Genomic DNA, 23,888 nt, shown 5'->3' with positions numbered 1-23,888 from the left:
ACTGCCAATCATTTCTTTTCATAAACAATCAAAATGGTTAGGTCGTTGCCTGGATCTGGCGCAATCCCATGTGAACTGCCCGGTCGGGTTAAAATGGCATCGCCAGGTTTAACGGCGAAAGTTTTTCCGTTCATTTGCATGGTTCCTTTTCCGCTGATCACGTAATAAATTTCATCTTCTTTTTGCAGGTGATAACCAATCGATGAGCCTGGTTTCAGGATTCTTTTCCTAAAGGCTGTTTTCAGGTTTTTGGCATTGGAGAAAAAGTTAAAGCCTATGGTTTTACCTCCGCCATTGTGGGTTCCTGTTTCTTCCTTAGCTACCTCAGCATCATTTTGCAAAATGTATTTACTGGTATCAGTTGTTTGAGCTTTCGCGGCAATTGAAACAAAGAGGATAAAAAATAGTACGACTAATGTCCGGTAACTCTTGTGGCTCATTTTTATGTAGGTTATTGGCTTAAGCTTATCTTTCTGCTTTAAGTTTTTGGTCTTTAAGGTAAATTTAAATGTTTTGTCCTATTTTAGCCAATATCACTTAAACTTGTTACTAAACGTGATCGGAGTGGCCCCGGTTTTTGTGGGCTGTTCATCGTCACTTACCCTAAGCATATTTTTTTAATTTGGAAACGGACGTGCAGTAATTCTTGGCTATCATTAGTCCTGCCATCCGCTTTACTCCGTTGCACTACGTGTTCGCTGCTGTCAGGTTTATTACCGAGGGGCTCGCTCCGCGCATCTTGCCAAAAGCACCCTGTTTTTGTTACTAAACCCGTATTCTTAGTGGATGCTCCCGATTTAAGTACTGTTTTTTGTTTTTTATTGGTGTGCTTGCTTGTTTTACAGGTTTCATCGGGGCAGGATCGGGAGCGGGGCTGAAGCCCTTCAAAAGAACGGGACTGCTCATTTGCTAACTCTAAGCGTTAATGTTTTTAATTCGGAAACGGACGCGCAGTAATTCTTGGCTGTCTTTAGCCCTGCCATTCGCTTTACTCCGTTGCACTCCGTGTTCGCTGCTGTCAGGTTTATTACCGAAAGGCCTGCTCCGGTTATGGAGCCTAAAAGCACCCCGCCTTTGTTACTAAACCCCTGCCCGTTTCAGGTGGACGATCTTAGTGGATGCTCCCGATTTAAGCACTGTTTTTTGTTTTTTATTGGTGTGCTTGCTTGTTTTACGGGTTTCTTCGGAGCAGGAAGGGGGAGCGGGGCTGAAGCCCTTCAAAAGAATGGGACTGCTCATTCCCTAACCAAAAGGACCAATATTTTTTTCTAAATGAGCGATTTGTGGTTCTTTGGCCTCTAACCTTGCCCCACACCGTAACTCTGATATGAGAAATCGGAGGCTACGGTTGATGTTGATAACCCGATAGCATCTTTTTTATGATAGTAAGACAATCATTGATTTGCTTTAGGCTTTTAGCTTTAATCTTTCCCCTTTCAGCTTAAAACCATTTCCTTACATTTTACTGAAAAAACGGACTAAATAATATGGTTTTAGATTTGAATTCCAGTTCAATAATATTAGCTTTGCACAAAAAAATATTGATACATGAGCGTTTTAGTAAATAAAGATTCTAAGGTTATCGTTCAGGGTTTTACCGGAAACGAAGGAACTTACCACGCTGAGCAGATGCTGGCCTATGGTACAAACGTAGTTGGTGGTGTAACACCTGGCAAAGGTGGGCAATTACATTTAGAAAAGCCTGTTTTTAATACTGTTAAAGATGCCGTTGATCAAACAGGTGCAAATGTATCGATCATTTTTGTACCGCCGGCTTTTGCTGCTGATGCCATTATGGAAGCTGCTGAAGGCGGTATTAAAGTTATTGTTTGTATTACCGAAGGTATCCCTACAAAGGATATGATTCAGGTTAAAGAATATATTGCAGATCGTGACGTAACGCTTATTGGTCCTAACTGCCCTGGTGTAATCACTGCTGATGAGGCTAAAATTGGTATCATGCCAGGTTTTATCTTCAAAAAAGGTCATGTAGGTGTGGTTTCTAAATCAGGAACTTTGACTTACGAAGCTGTAGATCAGGTGGTTAAAGCTGGTTTAGGCATTACTACTGCGATTGGTATTGGTGGTGATCCGATTATCGGAACCCCAACTGTAGAAGCCGTAAAATTATTAATGAGCGATCCTGAAACACACGGTATCATCATGATTGGTGAAATTGGTGGTGGTATGGAAGCTGAAGCTGCACGTTGGATCAAAGAAAACGGAACTAAACCTGTTGTTGGTTTTATCGCTGGTCAGACTGCGCCTCCGGGACGTAGAATGGGCCATGCAGGTGCTATTGTTGGCGGTGCTGATGATACTGCAGCTGCTAAAATGAAAATTATGCGTGAGTGTGGTATCCGTGTAGTAGAAAGTCCTGCTGAAATCGGTGCTGCAATGGCAGAAGAATTGGCGAAGTAAGATTTTTAAAATTTACATAATGAAAAGCGTTTCGATTAGGTTCGAAGCGCTTTTTTTGTTTAACCGCAAAGAAGGCAAAGAGAAGACGCAAAGCACGCAAAGTTTTTTGTTTTATTAACCACTGAGTGTACAGAGGTTGGCACAGAGAAGTAGGAGGCTTTAGTAGGTCTCATTTTTAACCGAAAAATTCTCAAAGATTGGTTTTGATCACCAAAGGTGCAAAGAACACAAAGTTGGACTTTATTATTCTTTTTTGTTTTCACTTCGTCATTCCTGCGCAGGCAGAATCTTAATGCCTTTGGTTAAGTTTAGCTTCGGGTTAAAACCACTTTATTTTGTTTCCCTTTCCTTTAGGAGAGGGACAGCACAGAAGATAATAAGCATCAAACTTTGTCAGGGAGAGGTAAACACTAATACAAACCCTTAAACCAGCAAACCAAAACAATATCTATAGCGTATATTGAGGTATGAAAACGATGTTAAATAAACTATTTTTGCTTTCTGCTGTTGTTTTAACTACAGGGCTATCTGCCTGTGCACAAAAGCAGGATAAGAAAGAAACAAAACAGGCAAAGGAAGCGACACAAATTATACCCAAGAAAAAGATGAACTGGAATCCATTAACTCCCGAAGAAGAAAGGGTAATTGTACATAAGGGTACCGAATATCCTGGTACAGGTAAATATGAACATACTACAGATAAAGGAACTTATACGTGTAAACGTTGTAACGCTCCGCTATACCGCTCAGAAAGTAAGTTCGATGCCCATTGTGGCTGGCCTGCTTTTGATGATGAAATTAAAGGCGCTGTGAAACGTATTCCGGATGCCGACGGCTCACGTACAGAAATTGTTTGCGCCAATTGTGGTGCGCATCTGGGTCACGTGTTTTTGGGCGAAGGATTTACCAACAAAGACACCCGTCATTGCGTAAATTCGATTTCCATGAACTTTGTGCCGGATCAAAAATAAGGTGGATGTAGATGGGTTAGGTAGAGGCGTAAGGCGATTAGCTTTACGCCTTTTTTAATGCACAAAAATGTACTGTTTTTCCACAAATTATTGATTATAAACTAAATGCTTATATTTGCAGGCTCGATAAAGAAAATTTAGCCTATGAAGTATCTGCTGTTATTAAGTTTTTGTTTCCTGTTTTTACAAGGTAAAGCACAAAATTCTGGTTCATCAAATGAACCGGATCGTATCAAAAAAACAGTTCTCGCGACTTATTACCACAGAAAATTCGAAGGGCACCGAACCACCAGCGGCGCCAAGTACCGCTCGAAAAAACTCACAGCTGCACATCGTACCCTGCCATTCGGCACCATGGTTAAAGTAACCAATCCGGATAACGGGAAATCTGTAGTAGTTAAGGTAAATGACCGTGGCCCTTTCTCTAAAAGATTGGCTATAGATTTGTCTGAACGTGCTGCAAAACAGATAGGTATTTATCGTAAAGGCATAGGTAAAGTAGAACTCAGTTATACGGTTGAATAATACTCGTTTTAGCTCTATTTACAGCTCAAAATACTCCTAAAATTTAAGTTATTAACACTTATTTTCGTTTGTTAAAGCCTTTAAAAGAAACAATTAGCTTTTTTTTTGCTTGAAAATGATATTTGGCTGATCGTTTTTCCCCAGCAATTGGGTGGTGTGTTAACAACTTTGGTTCACAAAAAATAGCCCCCGTGTATATATTTGTTATAACAAAGTTCTTTAACTTCTTGCGTTTGGAAACAAATATAAAAGCTTAGTTTTTAGTTAATTATAAGTAGATCTCTCAGATTACCATTCTAAATTTTCGCAACTAAAAATTCAGTTGTTTGCCAGACAATAGGGTTAACACTTTCACAGCAGCGTTTTGATCAAGACATTACAATCATCATATTAAAACTGATGGATGCATGTCTTCGTCGGCTCTGAAAAAAAATAAGATTTAAAAACATCAGCGTATGGAACAGGAATTATTACTACAAGAAAACAAAGACAGGTTTGTGCTTTTGCCGATTAAGTATCCGAAAGTTTGGGAGATGTATAAAAGAACGGAAGCCAGTTTCTGGACGGCCGAAGAAATCGACCTTTCTGATGACCTGAAGCATTGGGAGAACCTTAACGATGGTGAAAGGCATTTCATATCACATATTTTAGCCTTTTTTGCAGCCAGTGACGGTATTGTAAACGAAAATCTTGCAGTAAATTTCATGAGCGAAGTTCAGATTCCGGAAGCGCGCTGTTTTTATGGCTTCCAGATTATGATGGAAAATATCCATTCAGAAACCTACGCTTTATTAATCGATACCTACATTAAAGATCCGGAAGAAAAGGATCGTTTGTTCCATGCTATTGATACTGTTCCGGCAGTAAAAAGAAAGGCCGAATGGGCTTTACGTTGGATTGATAACGGAACCTTTGCTGAGCGTTTAGTCGCTTTTGCTGCGGTTGAAGGTATTTTCTTCAGCGGTAGTTTCTGTTCAATTTTCTGGTTGAAGAAACGCGGTTTAATGCCAGGCTTAACATTCAGTAATGAGTTGATTTCAAGAGATGAAGGTTCTCACTGCGAATTTGCCTGCTTGTTGTACAGCATGTTGAGCAATAAATTGAGTGAAGAACAAGTGCATGGCATTATCAGCGATGCAGTTGAGATTGAAAAAGAATTTATTACCGATGCATTGCCGGTTGCCCTGATTGGCATGAATGCAAAATTAATGAGCCAGTATATCGAGTTTGTAGCCGACAGATGGTTACAGGAATTAGGTTACAAAAAAATATACAACGCAACCAATCCTTTCGATTTTATGGAAATGATTTCGTTGCAGGGTAAAACCAACTTCTTCGAAAAACGTGTTGGCGATTATCAGAAAAGTGGTGTGTTAACTGCTGCGGATAACAAAGCACAGGCATTTTCTTTAGATGAAGACTTCTAAGGTGGAAGGTTAGAAGGTTGAGGGTGGAAGGTTGTTGTAATCTCGATACCTGATACTCACCACTTAATACCAATTAATTAAATTACAAAAATATAGAGCGATCATCAAGTCTTGATACTTGATACACGCTACCTAATACAAAACTTAAATCTCATAAAATATGTTCGTACTAAAAAGAGATGGCCGGAAAGAACCGGTGCAATTTGACAAAATCACAGCGCGTATTCAAAAACTTTGCTATGGTTTAAATTCAGATCTTGTTGATCCGATTGACGTTGCCAAAAAGGTAATTGAAGGTTTATACGATGGGGTAACCACGTCGGAGTTGGACAACCTTGCTGCGGAAACTGCTGCCTCATTAACCACAAAACACCCTGACTATGCTTTGCTGGCCTCGCGCATTGCGGTTTCCAACTTACATAAAAATACCACCAAGTCATTCTCGGGTACGATGAAGATGTTGTACGAATATTTCGACCCGAAAGCGCAGAAAGAGGCCCCTCTTATCGCTGACGATATTTATGAGATCATTGAAAAAAACAAGGATATTTTAGATAGTTCGATCATTTACGACCGCGATTTCGGTTTCGATTATTTTGGTTTTAAAACTCTTGAAAAATCGTACCTGTTAAAAGTTAACGGTCAGATTGTGGAGCGCCCTCAGCATTTGTTTATGCGTGTTTCGGTTGGTATCCACAAAGAAGATATCGAAAGCGCCATTAAAACCTATAATTTAATGAGCGAGCGTTGGTTTACGCATGCAACACCAACGTTGTTCAACGCGGCTACACCAAAACCTCAAATGTCTTCATGTTTCCTGTTAACCATGCAGGATGACAGCATCGAAGGCATTTACGATACCTTAAAGCAAACTGCTAAAATTTCACAAAGTGCAGGTGGTATTGGCTTAAGCATCCACAACATCCGTGCTACCGGTTCGTACATTGGCGGTACAAATGGTACCAGTAACGGAATCATTCCAATGTTACGTGTATTTAACGATACCGCCCGTTATGTAGATCAGGGTGGAGGTAAACGTAAAGGTGCTTTTGCGATTTATCTGGAGCCTTGGCATGCAGATGTTTTCGAATTTTTAGATTTACGTAAAAACCACGGTAAAGAAGAAATGCGTGCGCGCGATTTGTTCTATGCCCTGTGGATCAACGACTTGTTTATGCAACGTGTTAAGGACAATGGCAACTGGACCTTATTTTGTCCGCACGAAGCACCAGGTTTGGCAGATTGTTTCGGTAAGGAATTTGAAGAATTGTATACTAAATATGAAGCCGAGGGCCGTGGCCGTAAAACCATTAAAGCACAGGAACTTTGGTTTGCTATATTAGATTCGCAGATCGAAACCGGTACACCTTATATGTTGTTTAAAGATGCAGCGAACAGCAAATCTAACCAACAGAACTTAGGTACCATTAAAAGTTCTAACCTGTGTACAGAAATTATCGAATATACTTCTAAAGATGAGGTTGCGGTTTGTAACTTAGCTTCATTGGCATTGCCTCGTTTTGTAATCAACGGTGCTTTTGATCACCAAAAACTATATGATGTAACTTATCAGGCTACTTTAAACCTGAATAAGATCATCGATCACAACTATTATCCTGTTCAGGAAGCCGAAAACTCCAACATGCGCCATCGTCCGGTTGGTTTAGGTGTGCAAGGTCTGGCTGATGCCTTTATCCTGTTGCGTTTACCTTTCGAAAGCGATGAGGCTAAACGTTTAAACAAAGACATCTTCGAAACCATTTATTTTGCTTCGATGTCGGCTTCGCACGATTTGGCAGTAAAACACGGTCCTTACCAAACGTTTAAAGGTTCGCCATTATCTGAAGGTAAATTCCAGTTCGATCTGTGGAACGTAAAGCCAGATAGCGGCCGTTGGGATTGGGATACATTGCGCGAAAAAGTAGTTAAAGATGGTGTGTACAACTCATTATTGGTTGCTCCGATGCCAACTGCATCTACTTCGCAGATTTTGGGTAACAATGAGTGTTTCGAGCCTTATACTTCTAATATTTACACCCGCCGTGTATTAAGCGGAGAGTTTGTGGTGGTAAATAAACACTTATTGAAAGATTTAGTCGCCTTAGGTCTATGGAACAATGATATGAAAAACAAAATCATATTGGCCAACGGATCAATTCAGGCTATTCCTGAAATTCCTGATTACATTAAAGAACTGTATAAAACCGTTTGGGAAATCAAGATGCGTAATATCATCGATATGGCTGCCGACCGTGGTGCCTATATCTGCCAATCACAATCATTAAACCTGTTCGTAAACGCACCAAATACATCAAAACTAACTTCAATGCACTTCTATGCATGGGAGAAAGGCTTGAAAACCGGTATGTACTACTTGCGTACACAAGCGGCTTCTCAAGCGGTTAAGTTTACCGTAGAGAACCAGGGTGGCAAAGCGATTGAAGCGGTTATCCCTGCCGAAATCCCACAAGATCAGGTAGCAGAAGAAATCATCACCGGCCCGGTTTGTACCATGGAAGAAGGTTGTATTAGCTGCTCAGGTTAAGGTAGAGGCTTGGAAGGCAGAAGGTTTAAGGTCGCTAGCGCCGTCATTGTGATGCACGAAGCAATCTTAATGCAATAGTCGACCCCTTCTCATCATAAAGCAATAAAATAGATAAGGTTTTGGGCAAACGCTCAAAACCTTATTTTTTGTTTATATTTTTGTATTACAATAGGTTTTACCTTACACCTCATGCCTTATACCTCACCTCATAGCAAACACGAAATCATTCCCTGCGAAAGATGCGGAAGCGCTATTGAATGCAAGGCAAATTCCTATACCAAATGCCAGTGCAGTGTGGTGCAACTCAGCATTAACGAAGTACAGTATATCTCCGAACTCTACGATGGCTGCCTTTGTGCCAAATGCCTGTTCGAACTGCAACAGGAATACAGAGAAGAAATAGGGGTGTAAGTTTTAATTAATTGTTGCTTTCCAATTTATATACCTGGTCTTTGGCTAAACACCAACGCATTGATAACGTTGTCCCAAAAACGCGTTCGGTTAACTAATATCCATATTGTTTCCATTGTCCAGCTTTATGAGCATTGTCCTGCGGTTAGGTCGGTTCCTTAGTTCTGAAAAAAGGACATCTCTTTCGCATTAATTGTAATTTATACATTTAAAATTTCTGAGGCTATTTGTATAAATTAAAACGCCCGAATTTGCTCATTATAAGCGTTCGGTCAGCTTATTCCAGGAAATGTCATCTGCAGATGACATTTTGCACTCAATGGATCCTGAGTCGTTTTTGAGGCCTTAAAACCAATAAAAAATAGTTTCAAATTAAGCGCTGAAAATGATAATAAAGCACATCATTTGATATCCATATCGCGCCTGATAAATGGTTTATCAGGCTTAAAAAAAAGAAAAATATAAAAGATTATGGAAGCGCTCATTTCTAATTACTGGTGGGTTTTAGTGGCACTGTTGTGCATTGTTTTATACAAATATATTTTACGTTTCCTATTCGGTATGGTCATCGTACCCGAAGACAGGATCGGGTTGATTACCAAAAAATTTGTGCTCTTTGGATCGGCAAGGGAATTACCGGACGGACGTATTATCGCGATTAAAGGCGAGGCCGGTTTCCAGGGAAAAACTTTGGCGCCGGGCTTATATTTCGGGATGTGGTTTTGGCAGTACAGTGTAAGCATGGAGCAATTTACCATCATCCCTGAAGGGAAAATCGGACTTATTATGGCTAAAGACGGGGCCGAAATCCCAACAGGCAATATCCTGGGGCAAAAAGTAGAATCTGATAATTTTCAGGATGCTGTAAAGTTCCTCGAAAACGGTGGTCAGCGGGGGAGGCAAACCGCTTACATTACTTCCGGTTCGTACCGGATCAATACCATGTTGTTTCAGGTTTCGGTTACCGATATGGTCCGCATTCAGGAAAGTATGGTGGGAATTGTAACGACGCTGGATGGTTTACCGATCGAAGCTAACCAGATTGCGGGTAAACTGGTAGAAGGCCACAATAATTTTCAGGATTTCGACGCTTTTATAAGGCATGGTGGTAATCGTGGGCTGCAACCACAGGTAATTCTGGCAGGTTCGTACAACTTAAACCCCTGGGCTATCCAGTTAGAAGAAATTCCCATGACTGAGATTGCCATAGGTTATGTAGGCGTGGTGATTTCATTTATTGATAAAGAAGGTGATGATTTAACCGGTGCCGATTTTAAACATGGTAATATTGTAGCTAAAGGATCAAAAGGCGTTTGGCTGGAACCGCTTGGACCAGGAAAATATCCCATTAACAAATACATTATGAAGGTCGAGCTGGTTCCTACAACCAATTTAGTACTCAACTGGGCATCGGCACGTAGTGAAGCACATAACCTGGATAAAAATCTATCCACTATAACTGTGCGCTCCAAAGATGGTTTCCCTTTTAACCTGGATGTGGCACAGATTATCCATGTACCCACTACCGAAGCGCCAAAAGTGATTGCCCGTTTTGGAAATATGTTGAATCTGGTGTCGCAGGTTTTAGAGCCTACGATTGGTAACTATTTCCGTAACTCGGCGCAGGGCAGCGATGTAATTGCTTTCTTAAGTACCCGTAGAGAGCGTCAGGAATCGGCAAAAGAGCATATCCGTAAGGTACTTGATGAATATAACGTAAATGCGGTTGATACGTTGATTGGTGATATTGTTCCGCCAGAATCGTTGATGAAAACTTTAACCGATCGTAAAATTGCGGAGGAACAAAAAGTCACATACGAAACTCAAAAACAAGCACAGGAAACCCGCCAGGGAATGGAGAAAGAAACTGCCATTGCCGATATGCAAAAAGATATTGTGAAGGCACAGCAAAGTGTGGAGATTGCTGAACGTACCGCAAGTGCAACAGTGAAAAAATCGGAAGGTGATGCAGCGGGAGTAAAACTAGCGGTAGGAGCAGAGGCTGAGGCTACCAAAATGCGTGCTCATGCTGAAGCTGAAGCTACGAAAGCACGTGCACAAGCCGATTCTGAAGCAATTAAGTTACGGGCATCAGCAGAAGCAGAACAGATTTCGTTAACCGGTAGTGCTGAAGCAGGTAAAATTTTAGCGGTAGGTAAATCTACAGCAGAGGCTTACGAACTTGCTGTCAAAGCTTTGGGAGGCGAAAACTTTACCCGTTACAAAATTACTGAAGAGTTATCCAAAGGCAATGTGAAACTGATCCCGGATGTATTGATTGGTGGAAATGCCAATGCGGGCGGTTCAGCAATGGATGGTTTATTAGGACTGAAACTAATGGAGTTAATGGATCCTGAAAAACGTAAGGAGGTGGTTGCGGTTGCCGAAATTGTAGAAACCAAAACGAAACCGAAAAAGGATAATATCAATCCCTAAACAATTTTAAGAAAGCAGGTGAACAGTGCTAAAAATGTTCATCTGCTTTTTTTGATATCGATTTCGGAGCTGTACTGGCTCCATTCTGCTAACATTTTTCGATTTTTGACGCATTTTTTAAATACCAGCTTTAATTACCGTTCTTTTTCGGTAAGTAACAGCTCTTATAAACGCGCAGGTTTGAATTATTTTGAAAGCTTTGCTATCTTTGCAAGGTGAATAAAGTTGTCCTTCTGCTACTTTTCCCGGTACTCATTTTTAATACCTCCGTTCGCGAAGTAATAAAGGCACCTCAACTTGTTCTTCACTTTTTACAACACCATCAGCTTAATGCTGAAATCAGTTTTATGGACTTTCTTGAAATGCATTACTTCGGGCATGACCTGGATGATCATGATGATGAAGAGGATATGAAACTTCCTTTCAAAAAGATTGATGGTCATCATATCATTTCAATCGGTGTTCCGGCAGAAAAATTTATTTTACTAAAAGCAGTATGCCTGAATATACATACCTGGAAAACTTTCAGTTACACCAATTGCTATAGTAATCCTGCTTTCGGAAGCCTATTTCGCCCTCCCATTGCCATAGCTTAAAATTTATTTTTCAAATTTTTTCAGAACCATTCCCCATGGCTTCTGGATATGTCTGTTATTTTAATTTAAGTTATGATGTTAAATAAAATCATCGGTTTTTCCATCCGGAATAAACTGATCATTGCTTTGTTCGTATGCTCACTGATTGGTTGGGGTACTTACGAGGTTACCAAATTACCGATAGATGCACTTCCTGATATTACCGATAACCAGGTGCAGGTTATTACCGTTTCTCCATCATTGGGCGCACCGGATATAGAGCGCCTCATTACATTTCCTATTGAGCAGGCCTGTAGCAGTATTTCAGGACTTAAGCAGATTCGGAGTTTTTCACGTTTCGGACTTTCTTTGGTTACCATCGTTTTCACTGAAGAAACCGATGTTTACTGGGCAAGGCAGCAAATTGCCGAGCGTTTGCAGCAGGTGCAGCAAGAAATTCCACAGGGCATAGGCTCGCCGGCAATGGCTCCTGTTTCAACAGGCCTAGGCGAAATATATCAATATGTAGTTCGGCCAAAAAAAGGTTACGAAGGCAAATTTAATGAACAGGAATTGCGTACCATTCAGGATTGGATAGTAAGAAGGCAACTTTTAGGTACGCCGGGAGTCGCGGAAGTATCTAGTTTTGGCGGCAGGCTGAAACAATACGAAGTTGCGGTACGGCAAGACCAACTTAAAGCCTATGGATTAACCATTGCTGAAATATTTGATGCCCTCGAAAAAAATAATGAAAATACAGGCGGGGCATACATTGAAAAGGGACCAACTGTTTTATATATCCGAAGCGAAGGATTAACAACCAATCTGGCCGATATTGAAAAGATTGTGGTAAAAACGCTTGACAATGGAATGCCTGTTTTAATGGGCCAGGTTGCCAAGGTTCAGTATGGCTCGGCCATACGTTATGGCGCGATGACCTATAATGCCCAGGGTGAAGTTGCAGGTGCTGTGGTGATGATGTTAAAAGGTGAAAATTCTTCTGTGGTAGTAAAACGGGTTAAAGATAAAATTGCGAAAATTCAAAAAATGGTTCCCGATGGCGTGGTGATCGAGCCTTTTCTGGATAGAACAAAAATGGTCGATAATGCCATTAGTACCGTAGAGACCAACTTAATGGAAGGTGCGCTGATTGTGATTTTTGTACTGGTGTTTTTCTTAGGGAACCTTCGTGCAGGCCTGATCGTATCCTCAGTGATCCCGCTATCTATGCTTTTTGCGATCATATTGATGAATAAGTTTGGGGTTGGCGGAAACCTGATGTCGCTTGGCGCGATAGATTTCGGTTTAATTGTAGATGGTTCTGTAATTGTGGTAGAGGCCATCCTTCACCGCTTTTCGCATAGTAAACACTTTAGGGCTATCGGTAAGATAGACCAAAATCAGATGGATAATGAAGTGGAAAAATCAACCGGATCAATGATTAAATCGGCGGTGTTCAGTCAGATCATTATCCTTATTGTCTATCTGCCTATTTTATCGCTGGAAGGTATTGAAGGTAAGATGTTTAAACCTATGGCATGGACCATAGCTTTTGCTATTCTCGGTGCATTTCTCTTGTCCATCACTTATGTGCCGATGATGTCGGCTTTATGCCTAAATAAAACCATCAGCCACAAGAAAAATTTAACCGATAAGCTGATGGCATGGATAGAGAGAAAATACCAACCCATCTTAAGTAAAGTACTCCGTTTTCCAAAAACCATTCTGGTGGTTACACTTTCCTTGTTCGCTATTTCTATTTTTATAATGGGTACCCTCGGTGGGGAATTTATTCCACAGCTGGAAGAAGGCGATTTTGCCGTTGAAACCCGTTTGCTCACCGGTAGTAACCTGAACAATACGATTGAAACTACACAAAAAGCATCGAAAATTCTGCTGGATAAGTTTCCTGAGGTGCAAAAAATCGTAACCAAAATAGGAAGTGCCGAGGTACCAACAGATCCCATGCCTTTTGAAGCAGGAGATATGATGGTAATTTTAAAACCCAAAAAAGAATGGACTTCTGCTAAATCATTTCCGGAATTAAGTGCCAAAATGACCAAAGCGGTTGAAGTAATTCCTGGTATTACCGTGGGTTTTCAATTTCCGGTACAAATGCGGTTTAACGAACTGATGACTGGTGCAAGGCAGGATGTAGTTTGTAAAATATTCGGTGAAGACCTGGATTCGCTGGCTATTTATGCCAAACGTTTAGGAGCTATAATCGGTACCGTTAAAGGAGCTATCAATGTTTACGAGGAGCAAGTTACGGGAATGCCTCAGGTAGTAATTAAATACAACCGCGACGGAATGGCTAAATATGGCATAAACGTAGGCGATGTAAACCGGGTGGTTAATACTGCTTTTGCCGGACAGGTGGCTGGTCAGGTTTATGAAGGGGAAAAACGTTTTGATATGGTGGTACGCCTTGACGAAGCAGCCCGGAAAAATATTAAAGATGTAGAAAACCTGATGGTTTTAACCAAATCCGGTAATCAGGTGCCTTTAAGTATGGTTGCTAATATTGAAGAAGTGGAAGGAGTTAACCAGATTCAAAGAGAAGATACCAAACGCAGGATAATTGTTGGGTTTAATGTGAAGGATAGGGATGTGCAGTCGATTGTAGAGGAACTACAGCAGAAAGCAGCTGCAAAACTTAACTTACCTAAAGGTTATACGATTTCTTATGGCGGCTCTTTTGAAAATATGACGGCAGCGAAATCACGATTGGCAATTGTAGTGCCGATTGCCTTATTGCTCATTTTCTTACTCCTTTATTTTGCTTTCAGTTCTGTTAAACAAGGACTTTTAATTTATACTGCTATTCCACTTTCCGCAACAGGTGGCATATTTGCTTTATGGATCAGGGACTTGCCTTTTAGTATTTCGGCCGGTGTTGGTTTCATTGCCCTTTTTGGTGTAGCCGTATTAAACGGAATTCTACTGGTTTCGGAATTTAACCGGTTAAAAAGAGAGGGCTGGACAGATGTAAAAAGAATTGTCATCCATGCTACAAAATCAAAACTTCGTGCCGTTTTAATGACTGCATTGGTCCCGTCACTTGGTTTTATTCCGATGGCCATCAGTACTGGTGCGGGCGGTGCGGTTCAAAAACCATTGGCTACAGTGGTTATTGGTGGTTTATTAATTTCTACGTTATTAACATTATTTGTTTTGCCCATGTTATACATATTATTTGAAAAGGGCTTTTCGTATTTCAAACCTAAAAATAAACTTGCGTTAACTGTACTCATCATGCTTTTTGGAACCTTAAATACGAATGCACAGAAGTCCATCAGCTTAAAAGCTGCGTTAGATACGGCTGTTAAAAACAACATTTCGTTGCAGGTTGCCAAAACCAACGTTCAGTATTATCAGCAGATTGCTAAAAGTAGCTTTGACGCACCAAAAACAGCAATTGGTTTCGATTATGGCAAATTCAACAGTCTGGAGAATGACAATAAATTTTCTGTTTTACAAACACTCGATTTTCCGACTGTTTATGCAAGGCAATTTGCTACCCATAAAACAAATTTGCGCATCAGTGAGATTGAAGTTAATGCGCGCCAGCTTGACTTGAAAACCGAAGTGAAATCAGCCTACTACAGCCTTTTGTTATTAAGTGAAAAAGAGAAATTATTGCTTTGGGCCGATAGCGTTTATGGTGCATTTCTGGATAAATCTACCCAGCGTTTTAAATCAGGAGATGTCGATTTGCTTGAACTTCGCACTGCAGAAAATCAAAAGCAACAAATTAACAATCAGCTTGAGTTGCTTAAAACAGATTATACCCTGATGCAAAACAGGTTTAAGTTTTTGTTAAACAGCAGTGAAAACCTGCAGCCGGAGGCTGATAGCTTGCTTTACGCCACAAGGCCTTTATTGAAACAGGAAGAGATCAGCCATCCTTTGCTAAAATTGGGAGAGGAACAGTTGGTATTGGCCAGGCAACAAAAGGCACTCGAAAAAAGTAAACTGCTTCCTTCTTTAAGTTTTGGTTATAATAACTCGAGTATTATTGGTTGGCAAACCAGCAGTATTGGGGCAGAGCAATATTTCGACAAAAGTAAAAGGTTTTCTTCAATTAGTGTTGGCATTGGAATTCCAATCTTTTTCGGTGCGCAAAATTCACGCATCAAAGCCAATGGCATCCTCATCCAACAGCGTGAAAAAGAATTGGCCTTAACAAAAAAAACTTTGGATAATAATTTAATAAACGCGGTTGAACGGTATAACAGGCTTGAAAAACTGATTGGCTCTTACCATAAAATCGCTTTACGGAATGCTGGTGATATTTTTAGAACGGCATCTGATAAACTTAATGCCGGAGAGATTGCCTATCTGGATTGGGTGATCCTGGTTAACCAGTTTATACAGGTCAAAGCAGAATATTATGATAAGGTGCAGCAATTTAACGAAGCTGCGTTTGAAATTGAACGTATTACAGCCACAGATAAATAAGATAAAATGAGAACTCAAATATTAGCAGGATTGTTTTGCATGTCACTTCTAATGGCTTGCAGCAGTGCGGATAAAAAAGAAACCGTACAGGCAGAAAAACCTGTAGCAGCAAACACAGACGAGGTACAACTTACCGACGCACAAGTTAAAAATGCCGGGATTTTAACCGGCAAAATCACACGAAAAACGATGCATAGCACCATTAATGTTAATGGTGTTGTAGATGTGCCACCAGAAAATACCTATTCCGTAAGTGTGCCTATGGGCGGCTATATTAAGAAAATGATTATGATGCCCGGAATGTTTGTCAACAAAGGAGCAGTGTTGGCTACCGTCGAAGATCAGCAGTACATCCAACTCCAGCAAGATTACTTAACTTCTCAAAACAGACTGAAGTTTTTGGCGGCAGATTATACCAGGCAAAAGGGGCTAAATCAAACCAAGGCGACGAGTGATAAAATCTTTCAGCAAACTGAAAGCGATTATTACAATCAAAAAGTTTTGGTAAAAGCACTTGCTCAAAAACTGAGGCTAATTGGCATTAATCCTGAAATTTTAAATGAAAATTCGATCACCCGTTATATTAAAATTTATTCGCCCATTAGTGGATACGTTACCAAGGTTAATGTAAACACGGGCAAATTTGTTAATGCAGCCGATATTTTATTTGAATTAATTGGTCCGGGAGAATTACACGCAAACCTTACTGTATTTGAAAAAGATGCGGCCAGTTTAAAAAAAGGACAAGAAGTGATCTGCAATACGACAACAAACCCCGAAAAGAAATATATCGCTAAAATACATCTGATTACGCCTAATATTGAAGACGACCGGACCACAACCGTACATTGTGATATTCAAAATTCAGATCATAAACTATTACCTGGCTCTTTTCTAAATGCGGCTATTTCTGTTGGCAACGAAATTGTTGATGCCGTGCCGGAAGATGCCATAGTTAAATGGGAAAATAAATATTACATTTTTGAGGACGTTGGTAATAGGCTGTACAAAATGGTTCCTGTAGAAATTGGAACAACAGTGGATGGATTTATAGAAATTAAAACCAATAAACAGCTGGGCAGTGTGGTGACAAAAAATGCTTATGCACTTTTAATGAAAATGAAAAACGGAGGAGAAGAGGGCTAATAACTTCGGTCTGAATACCAAATATTTGAATATGCTGCACAATGCCTCAAAAAAATAAATGAAGCACTTGCAGCATATTTCTTTGCTTTTTGGGCATTGAATTTTAAAAACAAAATACCTCATCTTTAGCATAAATGATTGAAGCCGATTTATACCAATATTTACAATTTTATGCCGTTCTACTCTTAAACAAATAGTAACTTTGCATGTTAATTTAGCATGAGTGAATTTTTGAAGGAGTGAATGTGGTTAAAATTACAATAACATTCTCTCAATTAATCATTCTCTCATTCTCTCATTTCAGAAAACATGAAGAAAGTAAAAGTTGGCTTAGTGCAGATGAGTTGTACTAAAGATAAGCAGGAAAATTTAGATAAAGCGATTACTAAAGTAAGGGAAGCCGCTGCAAAGGGAGCACAGATTGTGTGTTTGCAGGAACTTTTTACATCCTTATACTTCTGCGATGTTGAAGATTACGATAATTTCAATCTGGCAGAAGCTATTCCGGGTCCGTCAACCGATGCTTTACAGGTAATTGCTAAAGAATTGGGTGTAGTAATTATTGCTTCGTTGTTTGAAAAACGCGCTGAAGGTTTGTACCACAATACAACTGCTGTTTTAGATGCCGATGGATCATATTTAGGTAAGTATCGCAAAATGCACATTCCTGATGATCCGGCTTACTACGAAAAATTTTACTTTACCCCAGGTGATTTGGGATATAAGGTTTTCCAAACCAAATTTGCGAAGATCGGCATTCTAATCTGTTGGGATCAATGGTATCCTGAAGCATCACGCATTACCGCATTAATGGGGGCCGATATCATGTTTTATCCAACAGCAATTGGATGGGCTACCGATCAGGATGAGGAAACCAACCAGGATCAATACAATGCCTGGCAAACCATTCAACGCTCGCATGCTGTGGCCAATGGCGTTCCGGTGGTGAGTGTAAACCGTGTTGGTTTTGAACAAGATGGTGCCATGAAATTCTGGGGAGGCAGTTTTGCTACCAATGCACAGGGCCGGTTACTTTATTTAGCGTCGCACGATCAGGAAGAAACCGAAGTTGTGGAGCTGGACCTCGATCAAAGTGATTTTATGCGTAAGCACTGGCCATTTTTAAGAGACAGAAGAATTGATTCTTACCAGCCGATTACAAAAAGGTATATTGATGGGGATTAAGCGGGAAGGTTAAAGACCAAAGCTTAAAGCGAACAATTATCGAGGGTTGTTTATTTCAATAAACCTCCAAAATCGTCATTTCGAGCGGAGTGAAACGGAGGCGAGAAATCTAATCTTCAGTTTTTGTCAATAGATCTCTCCATTGCGCTGCGCTTCAGTCGAGATGACGAACATCCAAATCCATGGTTCGTGTCCTTACGAACCATTCATTTTATAAATTAAAATTAGATGTCAAACTTTCCGCCAAGAAAAGATTTAAATATCAATCAATTCGATTATTCACCTAAGCAGCAAGGTTATGCTTTCCCTGCTGAGTGGGCTAAACATGAGGCAACCTGGTTAAGTTGGCCGCACAAAGAGGCCAGTTGGCCTGGTAAGATTGAAACTATTTATGAGCCTTACTGTCAGTTTATTAAAGCTGTTGCCGAAGGTGAAAAGGTACGGATCAATGTAAAAGACGAAGAAATGAAAGCCTTTGCCATTGGCGAACTTCAAAAAGCAGATGCCGATTTGACGCAGATTGAATTTTATTTCAATGAAACCAATGATGCCTGGTGCCGAGATCATGGGCCGGCATTTGTGCTTAAAGGCAATGAAAAAGCAGTGGTGGATTGGGGTTACAATGCCTGGGGTGGTAAGTACCCCCCGTTTGATCTGGATGATGTAGTGCCAACTAAAATTGCAAAACATTTTAATCTGCCATTATTCAATCCCGATATTGTAATGGAAGGCGGTTCGGTAGAGTTTAATGGCGCCGGTACAGTTTTAACCACTACTGCATGTCTGTTGAACGAGAACCGTAATCCACATTTAACTAAAGAGCAGATTGAAAAGTATTTGCTTGAGTATTATGGTCAAGACCAGGTACTGTGGTTGGGCGATGGAATTGTAGGAGACGATACCGATGGCCATATTGATGATATTACCCGTTTCGTAAACAAGGATACCGTTTTAACGGTTGTTGAAAGTAACCCGCTTGATGAAAACTACGTGCTGCTGCAGGAAAATCTGGAAGCTTTAAAGGCAATGAAACTAAAAGATGGCAGATCATTAAATATTATTGAATTACCAATGCCTTCACCGGTAATTTATGATGATACGCGTTTGCCTGCATCTTATGCGAACTTTTACATTGCTAATGCAGCTGTAATTGTTCCGGTTTTTGATGATGTGAACGACCAAAAAGCTTTAGATATTATCCAGGGCTGTTTCCCCGATCGTAAGGTAGTAGGTATTAATTCTGTTGATATTATTTGGGGATTGGGAAGCTTTCACTGTTTAAGCCAGCAGGAACCGGCGGTTTAAGTTTGCAGTTGGAAAGTAGGTAGTTTCCATTCTGCGCGATTGTCATCCTGAGCCTGTCGAAGGACTTTTATGGTATGTTTCGGTAAGCTCAACATGACAGTTTTAGCAAGAAATATTTTTAGTAACTTCATCTTTCTAAAGATCTTTTATGGCAAGAGTACATAACTATTTTGTCTATATCTTGGAGTGCTCCGACAAAAGTTATTATGTTGGGGTAACAAATGATTTAGAGGTTAGACGTTCTCAGCATAATGACGGTGAAAATGCTTTTGCATATACTTTTTCAAGAAGGCCTGTCACTTTGAAGTACTATCAAAGATTTGATCAAATAGAAGACGCTATAAACTTCGAAAAACAGGTTAAAGGTTGGAGTAGAAAGAAAAAGGAAGCTTTATTTAAAGAAGATTGGAATGAAATTGTAAGATTATCAAACTATAAAAATAAATAACACGTTCGGTCTTCGACAGGCTCAGACTGACAACAATAAGATAACAAATGAAATTACTAGAAGGAAAAACAGCGTTGATTACCGGCGCATCAAAAGGGATCGGTCGTAAAATAGCGGAGAAATTTGCAGAGCAAGGTGCTAATGTAGCATTCACCTATTTATCATCAGTAGAAAAAGGTCAGGCTTTAGAGCAGGAGTTGCAAGGTTTTGGTACCAAAGTTAAGGGATATCGTTCTGATGCTTCTAAATTTCATGAAGCTGAGCAATTGATCAATGACATCGTAGCTGAATTTGGAGCGATCGATATTGTGGTAAATAATGCAGGTATCACCAAAGATGGTTTATTGATGAGGATGAGCGAGGAGAACTGGGATGATGTAATCAACGTCAACTTAAAATCGATCTTTAACGTAACTAAGGCAGCTTCTAAAGTGATGATGAAAGCCCGTAAAGGTGTCTTCATTAACATGAGTTCAGTAGTAGGTGTTTCAGGTAATGCTGGTCAGGCTAATTATGCCGCTTCTAAAGCTGGTATTATCGGTTTTACCAAATCGGTAGCTAAAGAACTGGGATCGCGAAATATCCGTGCAAACGTAGTTGCACCGGGTTTTATCCGTACGGAAATGACCGATATTTTAGATCCTAAGGTAGTGGAAGGATGGGAAAAAGATATTCCGTTAAAACGTGCCGGCGAAACCGAAGATATTGCCAATGTTTGCGTCTTTTTAGCTTCTGATATGAGTGCTTACGTAACCGGACAAACCTTATCGGTTTGCGGTGGAATGCTTTAAGAAAGGTAGAGGGTTAAAAGGTTTAGGGTAGAAGGTTTCTTTCCATCAATATAAAATAGTAAAGGCGTAAGGCGGGTAATGACCCCAAATCTTACGCCTTTTGGTTTTTGTCTTATTTAGGGACATAACTTAACAACATTTCAACCTTTAACTTTTCAATCTATTTTACAACATATTGCCCTTTCACTTCACTAACATTAGCCTGGTTTTTATTTTTTTCAAAAGCTAAATAGCCAGGTTGTAACGATTTCCAGAAACTGGCCTGATCAGGAAATTGCTTTGAATACTTTTTTAAGTTTCCATTGGTCATTTTGAAGGGATAAATGTTTACCGGAATCCTTTCCTGACCAGCATTGCTTGCCTCAACGCCTAGAATATACACTTCTTTAATTTTTTCGTCCGTTAGCGGAATGCAACCAACCGTAACACAATCGCGATGGATGTAGATATCACTTCCCGGTTTTCGGTTTTTTCCAGTTCGAAAATCATCTATCGTATTCGGATAATTTATACCCATTGATAAATGAAATTTGCTCATCGGGTTGAAAACATTGATGTAATAAAATCCTTCAGGTGTTTGTCCGTCGCCTTCCATTACTTTTGGCCCCAGTGTACCCGAATATGCACAAAAATCATAAGTGCGGAATAATTTGTAGTTTTTATCGGTATTAGCCTTTAACCAAACTTCCAGTTTACCTTCGCTTTTATAAGCATTGATTACCATCGAAAATTGATCACCAAAACCTTCAGCCAGGATAAATTTTCTTAATGTTTCCCACTTTTCGCTGTATGCCTTTTCTACTCTTTCAAATTTGATTTGAGTAGCTTTGAAATTACTTTGGGCATTTACCATAAAGCTTAGAGATAGCAGTAACGTTAAACAGATTAATTTCATAAGGATTGATTTGGGTTAAAAATATGAATTTAACCACATAGAGCATAGCGCTCTCTTTTTTTACCACAAAGTTCACAAAGAAAAGACACGAAGTACATAGAGTTAGGTGCCTAAAAAGGTTTAGGTACTTTGTGATCCTCTGTGTAAAACTCAGTGCACTTGGTGGTTAAACAAATGGATGTTTTTTGGTCTTAGCATAAATTCTTTATAATGAATAACCTTGAAAATTTCCCTAAAATTACCATCTTTATGAATTATGACTGGTTTTTTTTCGGGTGCTTCTATTTTATCTTTTCTGGGCTGTTTGGCCTTAGGTGCCCTGTATGCCTGGTTGCTTTATCGCGGTAATAAAAATCTGGATAAAAAACTTCAATATGGTTTGGCTGCGTTGAGGATTGTGGTTGTTACTACGATTTCATGGTTCCTGTTTGCACCACTCATTAAAACCATAAATTATACTTTAGATAAGCCTGTAATCATCATCGGACAGGATAATTCACTATCAGTTGGTCAGGTTAAAGCAGCAGGTTTCGATCAAAAACGATACGAACAAAACCTTGAAAGGTTAAGGGATAAACTCGCAGGCAAATACGAAGTAAAAGTGCTTCATTTTGGCGATCAGGTTGCTGATGGCTTCGACTTTAAAAACCAGGGAAAATTGACCGATGCTTCTGCACTTTTTCAGAAAGTCAGAGATGAATATACCAACCGCAATGTCGGGGCAGTTGTTTTGGCCACTGATGGGATTTTTAACCAAGGTGGCAACCCATTATACAGCGTTAATCAGATCAATGCCCCAATTTACACCATTGCGCTGGGTGATAGTATTCCCAGGCGCGATGTATTGATCTCGAATGTAAACTATAATAACATTGTTTACCTGGATGATGATTTTACGGTCGAAGTACAGGTACAGGCTTTTCAAAGCAACGGTGAAACCACCTCATTAACCATTAGCGAAAACGGTGCAAAGATAACGCAACAGAATATCTTGATTAATGCCGCTTCGTTTGTTAAAACCATTCCGGTAAAGCTCCATGCAGGCAAAATCGGTGTGCAGAAGTACACCGTTCAATTAGGCGCTTTAGAAAATGAAATTACCACGCAAAATAACGTTCAGACCTTTTATGTAGAGGTTATTGACGGCAGGCAGAAGGTATTGCTTGCTGCTGCTTCACCTCACCCTGATCTGGGTGTTTTAAAGGAGGCTATTTCGCTTAATAAACACTACGAAGTTAAACTTGCCCTTGCAGATGATTTAAATGCAACAGATCCATCTAAATTTGATTTAATTATATTGTATCAGCTACCCGATGTGCAGAATATCTCGTCAGTCTTTTTAAAGAAATTCACCGCATTAAAGAAACCGGTCTGGTACATTGTGGGGGCACAGAGCAATGTAAATGCTTTTAATCAGATCCAAAATCAAGTTAATTTGAGCTCCGCCAATGGTTCTGTTCAGGAAGTATATGCTGATTTTGCCAATGGTTTTACCAGTTTCAACCTGACGGATGAGGATAAAAAGCAGGTTTCATCTTTCGATCCTTTACTGAGTCCTTTTGGCAGGTTAACCGTAAATGCAGGAGCAACTCCGGTGTTTAATCAACGCATTGGTAAAGTGAGTACGCAGCAACCATTGCTGTTTTTTGCAAACGAAAACGGCTTAAAGACCGGTTATTTAATGGGGGAGGGGCTATGGCGATGGAAACTTGCTGAAGCTGAGAACGAAGCGCCGAAATCCGTTTTAAATGATCTGATTTCAAAAACCGTTCAATACCTTTCTGTTAAAGGTGATAAACGCAGGTTTAAGGTTTTTACTGCTAAAGCAGCTTATGATGAAAATGAAAGTATCCAGTTTAATGCAACCCTTTATAACGACAGTTACCAGGCGGTTAATGAGCCGGAGGTAAATCTGCAGGTTAAAAATGAAGCAGGAAAGCTGTTCAATTATACTTTCTCCAAAACGGAAACGGCTTATCAATTGGATGCAGGTACCATGCCAGCTGGTAATTATTCGTATTTGGCCAATACAGAACTCGGCGGAAAGAAATACACGGCTACCGGAAGTTTTCATGTAAACGCTTTAATTGCTGAATACCAGCAAACAACAGCCAACCACCAGCTTTTAAATGCCATGTCTAGACAAAGCAATGGTAAATTGTTTATGCCCGAAAACCTGCTTAAAATAGCTGATGAAATCCTGAAAAATGAGAACATCAAAACCATCAGCTATGAAGACCGTAAGTATGATGAGTTAATTAATATGAAGTGGCTGTTTGGTTTAATCATGATTTTGCTCGGAACCGAGTGGTTTTTAAGGAAAAGAAACGGAGAACTTTAGGTTGG

At 40.0% G+C, this 23,888-nt stretch carries 17 protein-coding genes; 15 read left to right on the top strand and 2 right to left on the bottom strand.

Annotation, left to right across the window (positions count from 1 at the left end):
• Positions 1-8: 8 nt before the first annotated feature.
• Positions 9-440 (bottom strand): cupin domain-containing protein, encoded by a 432-nt coding sequence (locus tag ACIQXP_RS08710; protein ID WP_293744253.1) that lies wholly within the window; start codon positions 438-440, stop codon positions 9-11.
• A gap of 1,108 nt (positions 441-1,548) precedes the next feature.
• On the opposite strand from ACIQXP_RS08710, the gene sucD reads away from it, so the two are divergent.
• The 14 genes from sucD to fabG all read left to right on the top strand — a co-directional run bounded on the left by sucD (position 1,549) and on the right by fabG (position 20,647).
• The gene (sucD, locus tag ACIQXP_RS08705) at positions 1,549-2,421 is read left to right on the top strand and encodes a succinate--CoA ligase subunit alpha (RefSeq protein ID WP_293744255.1); all 873 of its coding nucleotides are present in this window, start codon (positions 1,549-1,551) and stop codon (positions 2,419-2,421) included.
• Positions 2,422-2,888: 467 nt separating this feature from the next.
• Positions 2,889-3,392, top strand: coding sequence for a methionine-R-sulfoxide reductase (locus ACIQXP_RS08700; protein WP_090984690.1), 504 nt, complete (start codon positions 2,889-2,891; stop codon positions 3,390-3,392).
• Positions 3,393-3,536: 144 nt separating this feature from the next.
• Positions 3,537-3,917 (top strand): septal ring lytic transglycosylase RlpA family protein, encoded by a 381-nt coding sequence (locus tag ACIQXP_RS08695; protein ID WP_090984688.1) that lies wholly within the window; start codon positions 3,537-3,539, stop codon positions 3,915-3,917.
• 455 nt (positions 3,918-4,372) lie between these two features.
• Entirely contained in the window at positions 4,373-5,344 is a 972-nt protein-coding gene (locus ACIQXP_RS08690) for a ribonucleoside-diphosphate reductase small subunit (protein WP_090771670.1), read from the top strand.
• Between the two features lie 160 nt (positions 5,345-5,504).
• Positions 5,505-7,889 carry a ribonucleoside-diphosphate reductase subunit alpha gene (locus tag ACIQXP_RS08685; protein ID WP_134204802.1) on the top strand — a complete coding sequence of 795 codons (2,385 nt, stop codon included), beginning with the start codon at positions 5,505-5,507 and terminating at the stop codon, positions 7,887-7,889.
• A gap of 189 nt (positions 7,890-8,078) precedes the next feature.
• Positions 8,079-8,300 carry a cysteine-rich CWC family protein gene (locus ACIQXP_RS08680; protein ID WP_387505234.1) on the top strand — a complete coding sequence of 74 codons (222 nt, stop codon included), beginning with the start codon at positions 8,079-8,081 and terminating at the stop codon, positions 8,298-8,300.
• A gap of 471 nt (positions 8,301-8,771) precedes the next feature.
• Positions 8,772-10,736, top strand: a complete 1,965-nt coding sequence (locus tag ACIQXP_RS08675; RefSeq protein WP_387505233.1) for an SPFH domain-containing protein — start codon at positions 8,772-8,774, stop codon at positions 10,734-10,736.
• Between the two features lie 215 nt (positions 10,737-10,951).
• Complete coding sequence (locus ACIQXP_RS08670) at positions 10,952-11,332, top strand: hypothetical protein (RefSeq protein ID WP_293744264.1); 381 nt, start codon at positions 10,952-10,954, stop codon at positions 11,330-11,332.
• Between the two features lie 72 nt (positions 11,333-11,404).
• The gene (locus ACIQXP_RS08665) at positions 11,405-15,772 is read left to right on the top strand and encodes a CusA/CzcA family heavy metal efflux RND transporter (RefSeq protein WP_387505232.1); all 4,368 of its coding nucleotides are present in this window, start codon (positions 11,405-11,407) and stop codon (positions 15,770-15,772) included.
• 6 nt (positions 15,773-15,778) lie between these two features.
• A complete protein-coding gene (locus ACIQXP_RS08660) occupies positions 15,779-16,918 on the top strand; it encodes an efflux RND transporter periplasmic adaptor subunit (RefSeq protein ID WP_387505231.1) in 1,140 nt (379 codons plus the stop codon).
• Between the two features lie 309 nt (positions 16,919-17,227).
• Positions 17,228-18,103, top strand: a complete 876-nt coding sequence (locus ACIQXP_RS08655) for a carbon-nitrogen hydrolase (protein ID WP_145860175.1) — start codon at positions 17,228-17,230, stop codon at positions 18,101-18,103.
• Between the two features lie 228 nt (positions 18,104-18,331).
• Entirely contained in the window at positions 18,332-19,408 is a 1,077-nt protein-coding gene (locus ACIQXP_RS08650; protein WP_387505230.1) for an agmatine deiminase family protein, read from the top strand.
• Between the two features lie 148 nt (positions 19,409-19,556).
• A complete protein-coding gene (locus ACIQXP_RS08645; RefSeq protein ID WP_387505229.1) occupies positions 19,557-19,856 on the top strand; it encodes a GIY-YIG nuclease family protein in 300 nt (99 codons plus the stop codon).
• Between the two features lie 47 nt (positions 19,857-19,903).
• Positions 19,904-20,647 carry a 3-oxoacyl-[acyl-carrier-protein] reductase gene (fabG, locus tag ACIQXP_RS08640; RefSeq protein WP_387505228.1) on the top strand — a complete coding sequence of 248 codons (744 nt, stop codon included), beginning with the start codon at positions 19,904-19,906 and terminating at the stop codon, positions 20,645-20,647.
• 160 nt (positions 20,648-20,807) lie between these two features.
• On the opposite strand, the gene ACIQXP_RS08635 is transcribed toward fabG, so the two are convergent.
• On the bottom strand, positions 20,808-21,542 hold the full coding sequence (locus ACIQXP_RS08635; protein ID WP_387505227.1) for a L,D-transpeptidase family protein: 735 nt from the start codon (positions 21,540-21,542) through the stop codon (positions 20,808-20,810).
• Positions 21,543-21,798: 256 nt separating this feature from the next.
• Here ACIQXP_RS08635 and ACIQXP_RS08630 point away from each other — a divergent pair, with 256 nt between their 5' ends.
• Complete coding sequence (locus tag ACIQXP_RS08630; protein ID WP_387505226.1) at positions 21,799-23,883, top strand: hypothetical protein; 2,085 nt, start codon at positions 21,799-21,801, stop codon at positions 23,881-23,883.
• The last annotated feature ends 5 nt before the right edge of the window (positions 23,884-23,888 follow it).

This window comes from Pedobacter suwonensis (genome assembly GCF_044762335.1).
GTDB lineage: Bacteria > Bacteroidota > Bacteroidia > Sphingobacteriales > Sphingobacteriaceae > Pedobacter.
This window is presented reverse-complemented; position numbering and strand designations above follow the sequence as displayed.

What these genes read in the sequence shown, in the direction of transcription:
- ACIQXP_RS08630 (WP_387505226.1), top strand. Translation starts at nt 21,799, where the DNA reads ATGACTGGTTTTTTTTCGGGTGCTTCTATTTTATCTTTTCTGGGCTGT.
- ACIQXP_RS08680 (WP_387505234.1), top strand. Translation starts at nt 8,079, where the DNA reads ATGCCTTATACCTCACCTCATAGCAAACACGAAATCATTCCCTGCGAA.
- ACIQXP_RS08645 (WP_387505229.1), top strand. Translation starts at nt 19,557, where the DNA reads ATGGCAAGAGTACATAACTATTTTGTCTATATCTTGGAGTGCTCCGAC.
- ACIQXP_RS08675 (WP_387505233.1), top strand. Translation starts at nt 8,772, where the DNA reads ATGGAAGCGCTCATTTCTAATTACTGGTGGGTTTTAGTGGCACTGTTG.
- ACIQXP_RS08685 (WP_134204802.1), top strand. Translation starts at nt 5,505, where the DNA reads ATGTTCGTACTAAAAAGAGATGGCCGGAAAGAACCGGTGCAATTTGAC.
- ACIQXP_RS08690 (WP_090771670.1), top strand. Translation starts at nt 4,373, where the DNA reads ATGGAACAGGAATTATTACTACAAGAAAACAAAGACAGGTTTGTGCTT.
- ACIQXP_RS08650 (WP_387505230.1), top strand. Translation starts at nt 18,332, where the DNA reads ATGTCAAACTTTCCGCCAAGAAAAGATTTAAATATCAATCAATTCGAT.
- ACIQXP_RS08660 (WP_387505231.1), top strand. Translation starts at nt 15,779, where the DNA reads ATGAGAACTCAAATATTAGCAGGATTGTTTTGCATGTCACTTCTAATG.
- ACIQXP_RS08665 (WP_387505232.1), top strand. Translation starts at nt 11,405, where the DNA reads ATGATGTTAAATAAAATCATCGGTTTTTCCATCCGGAATAAACTGATC.
- sucD (WP_293744255.1), top strand. Translation starts at nt 1,549, where the DNA reads ATGAGCGTTTTAGTAAATAAAGATTCTAAGGTTATCGTTCAGGGTTTT.
- ACIQXP_RS08710 (WP_293744253.1), bottom strand. Translation starts at nt 440, where the DNA reads ATGAGCCACAAGAGTTACCGGACATTAGTCGTACTATTTTTTATCCTC.
- fabG (WP_387505228.1), top strand. Translation starts at nt 19,904, where the DNA reads ATGAAATTACTAGAAGGAAAAACAGCGTTGATTACCGGCGCATCAAAA.
- ACIQXP_RS08655 (WP_145860175.1), top strand. Translation starts at nt 17,228, where the DNA reads ATGAAGAAAGTAAAAGTTGGCTTAGTGCAGATGAGTTGTACTAAAGAT.
- ACIQXP_RS08695 (WP_090984688.1), top strand. Translation starts at nt 3,537, where the DNA reads ATGAAGTATCTGCTGTTATTAAGTTTTTGTTTCCTGTTTTTACAAGGT.
- ACIQXP_RS08700 (WP_090984690.1), top strand. Translation starts at nt 2,889, where the DNA reads ATGAAAACGATGTTAAATAAACTATTTTTGCTTTCTGCTGTTGTTTTA.
- ACIQXP_RS08635 (WP_387505227.1), bottom strand. Translation starts at nt 21,542, where the DNA reads ATGAAATTAATCTGTTTAACGTTACTGCTATCTCTAAGCTTTATGGTA.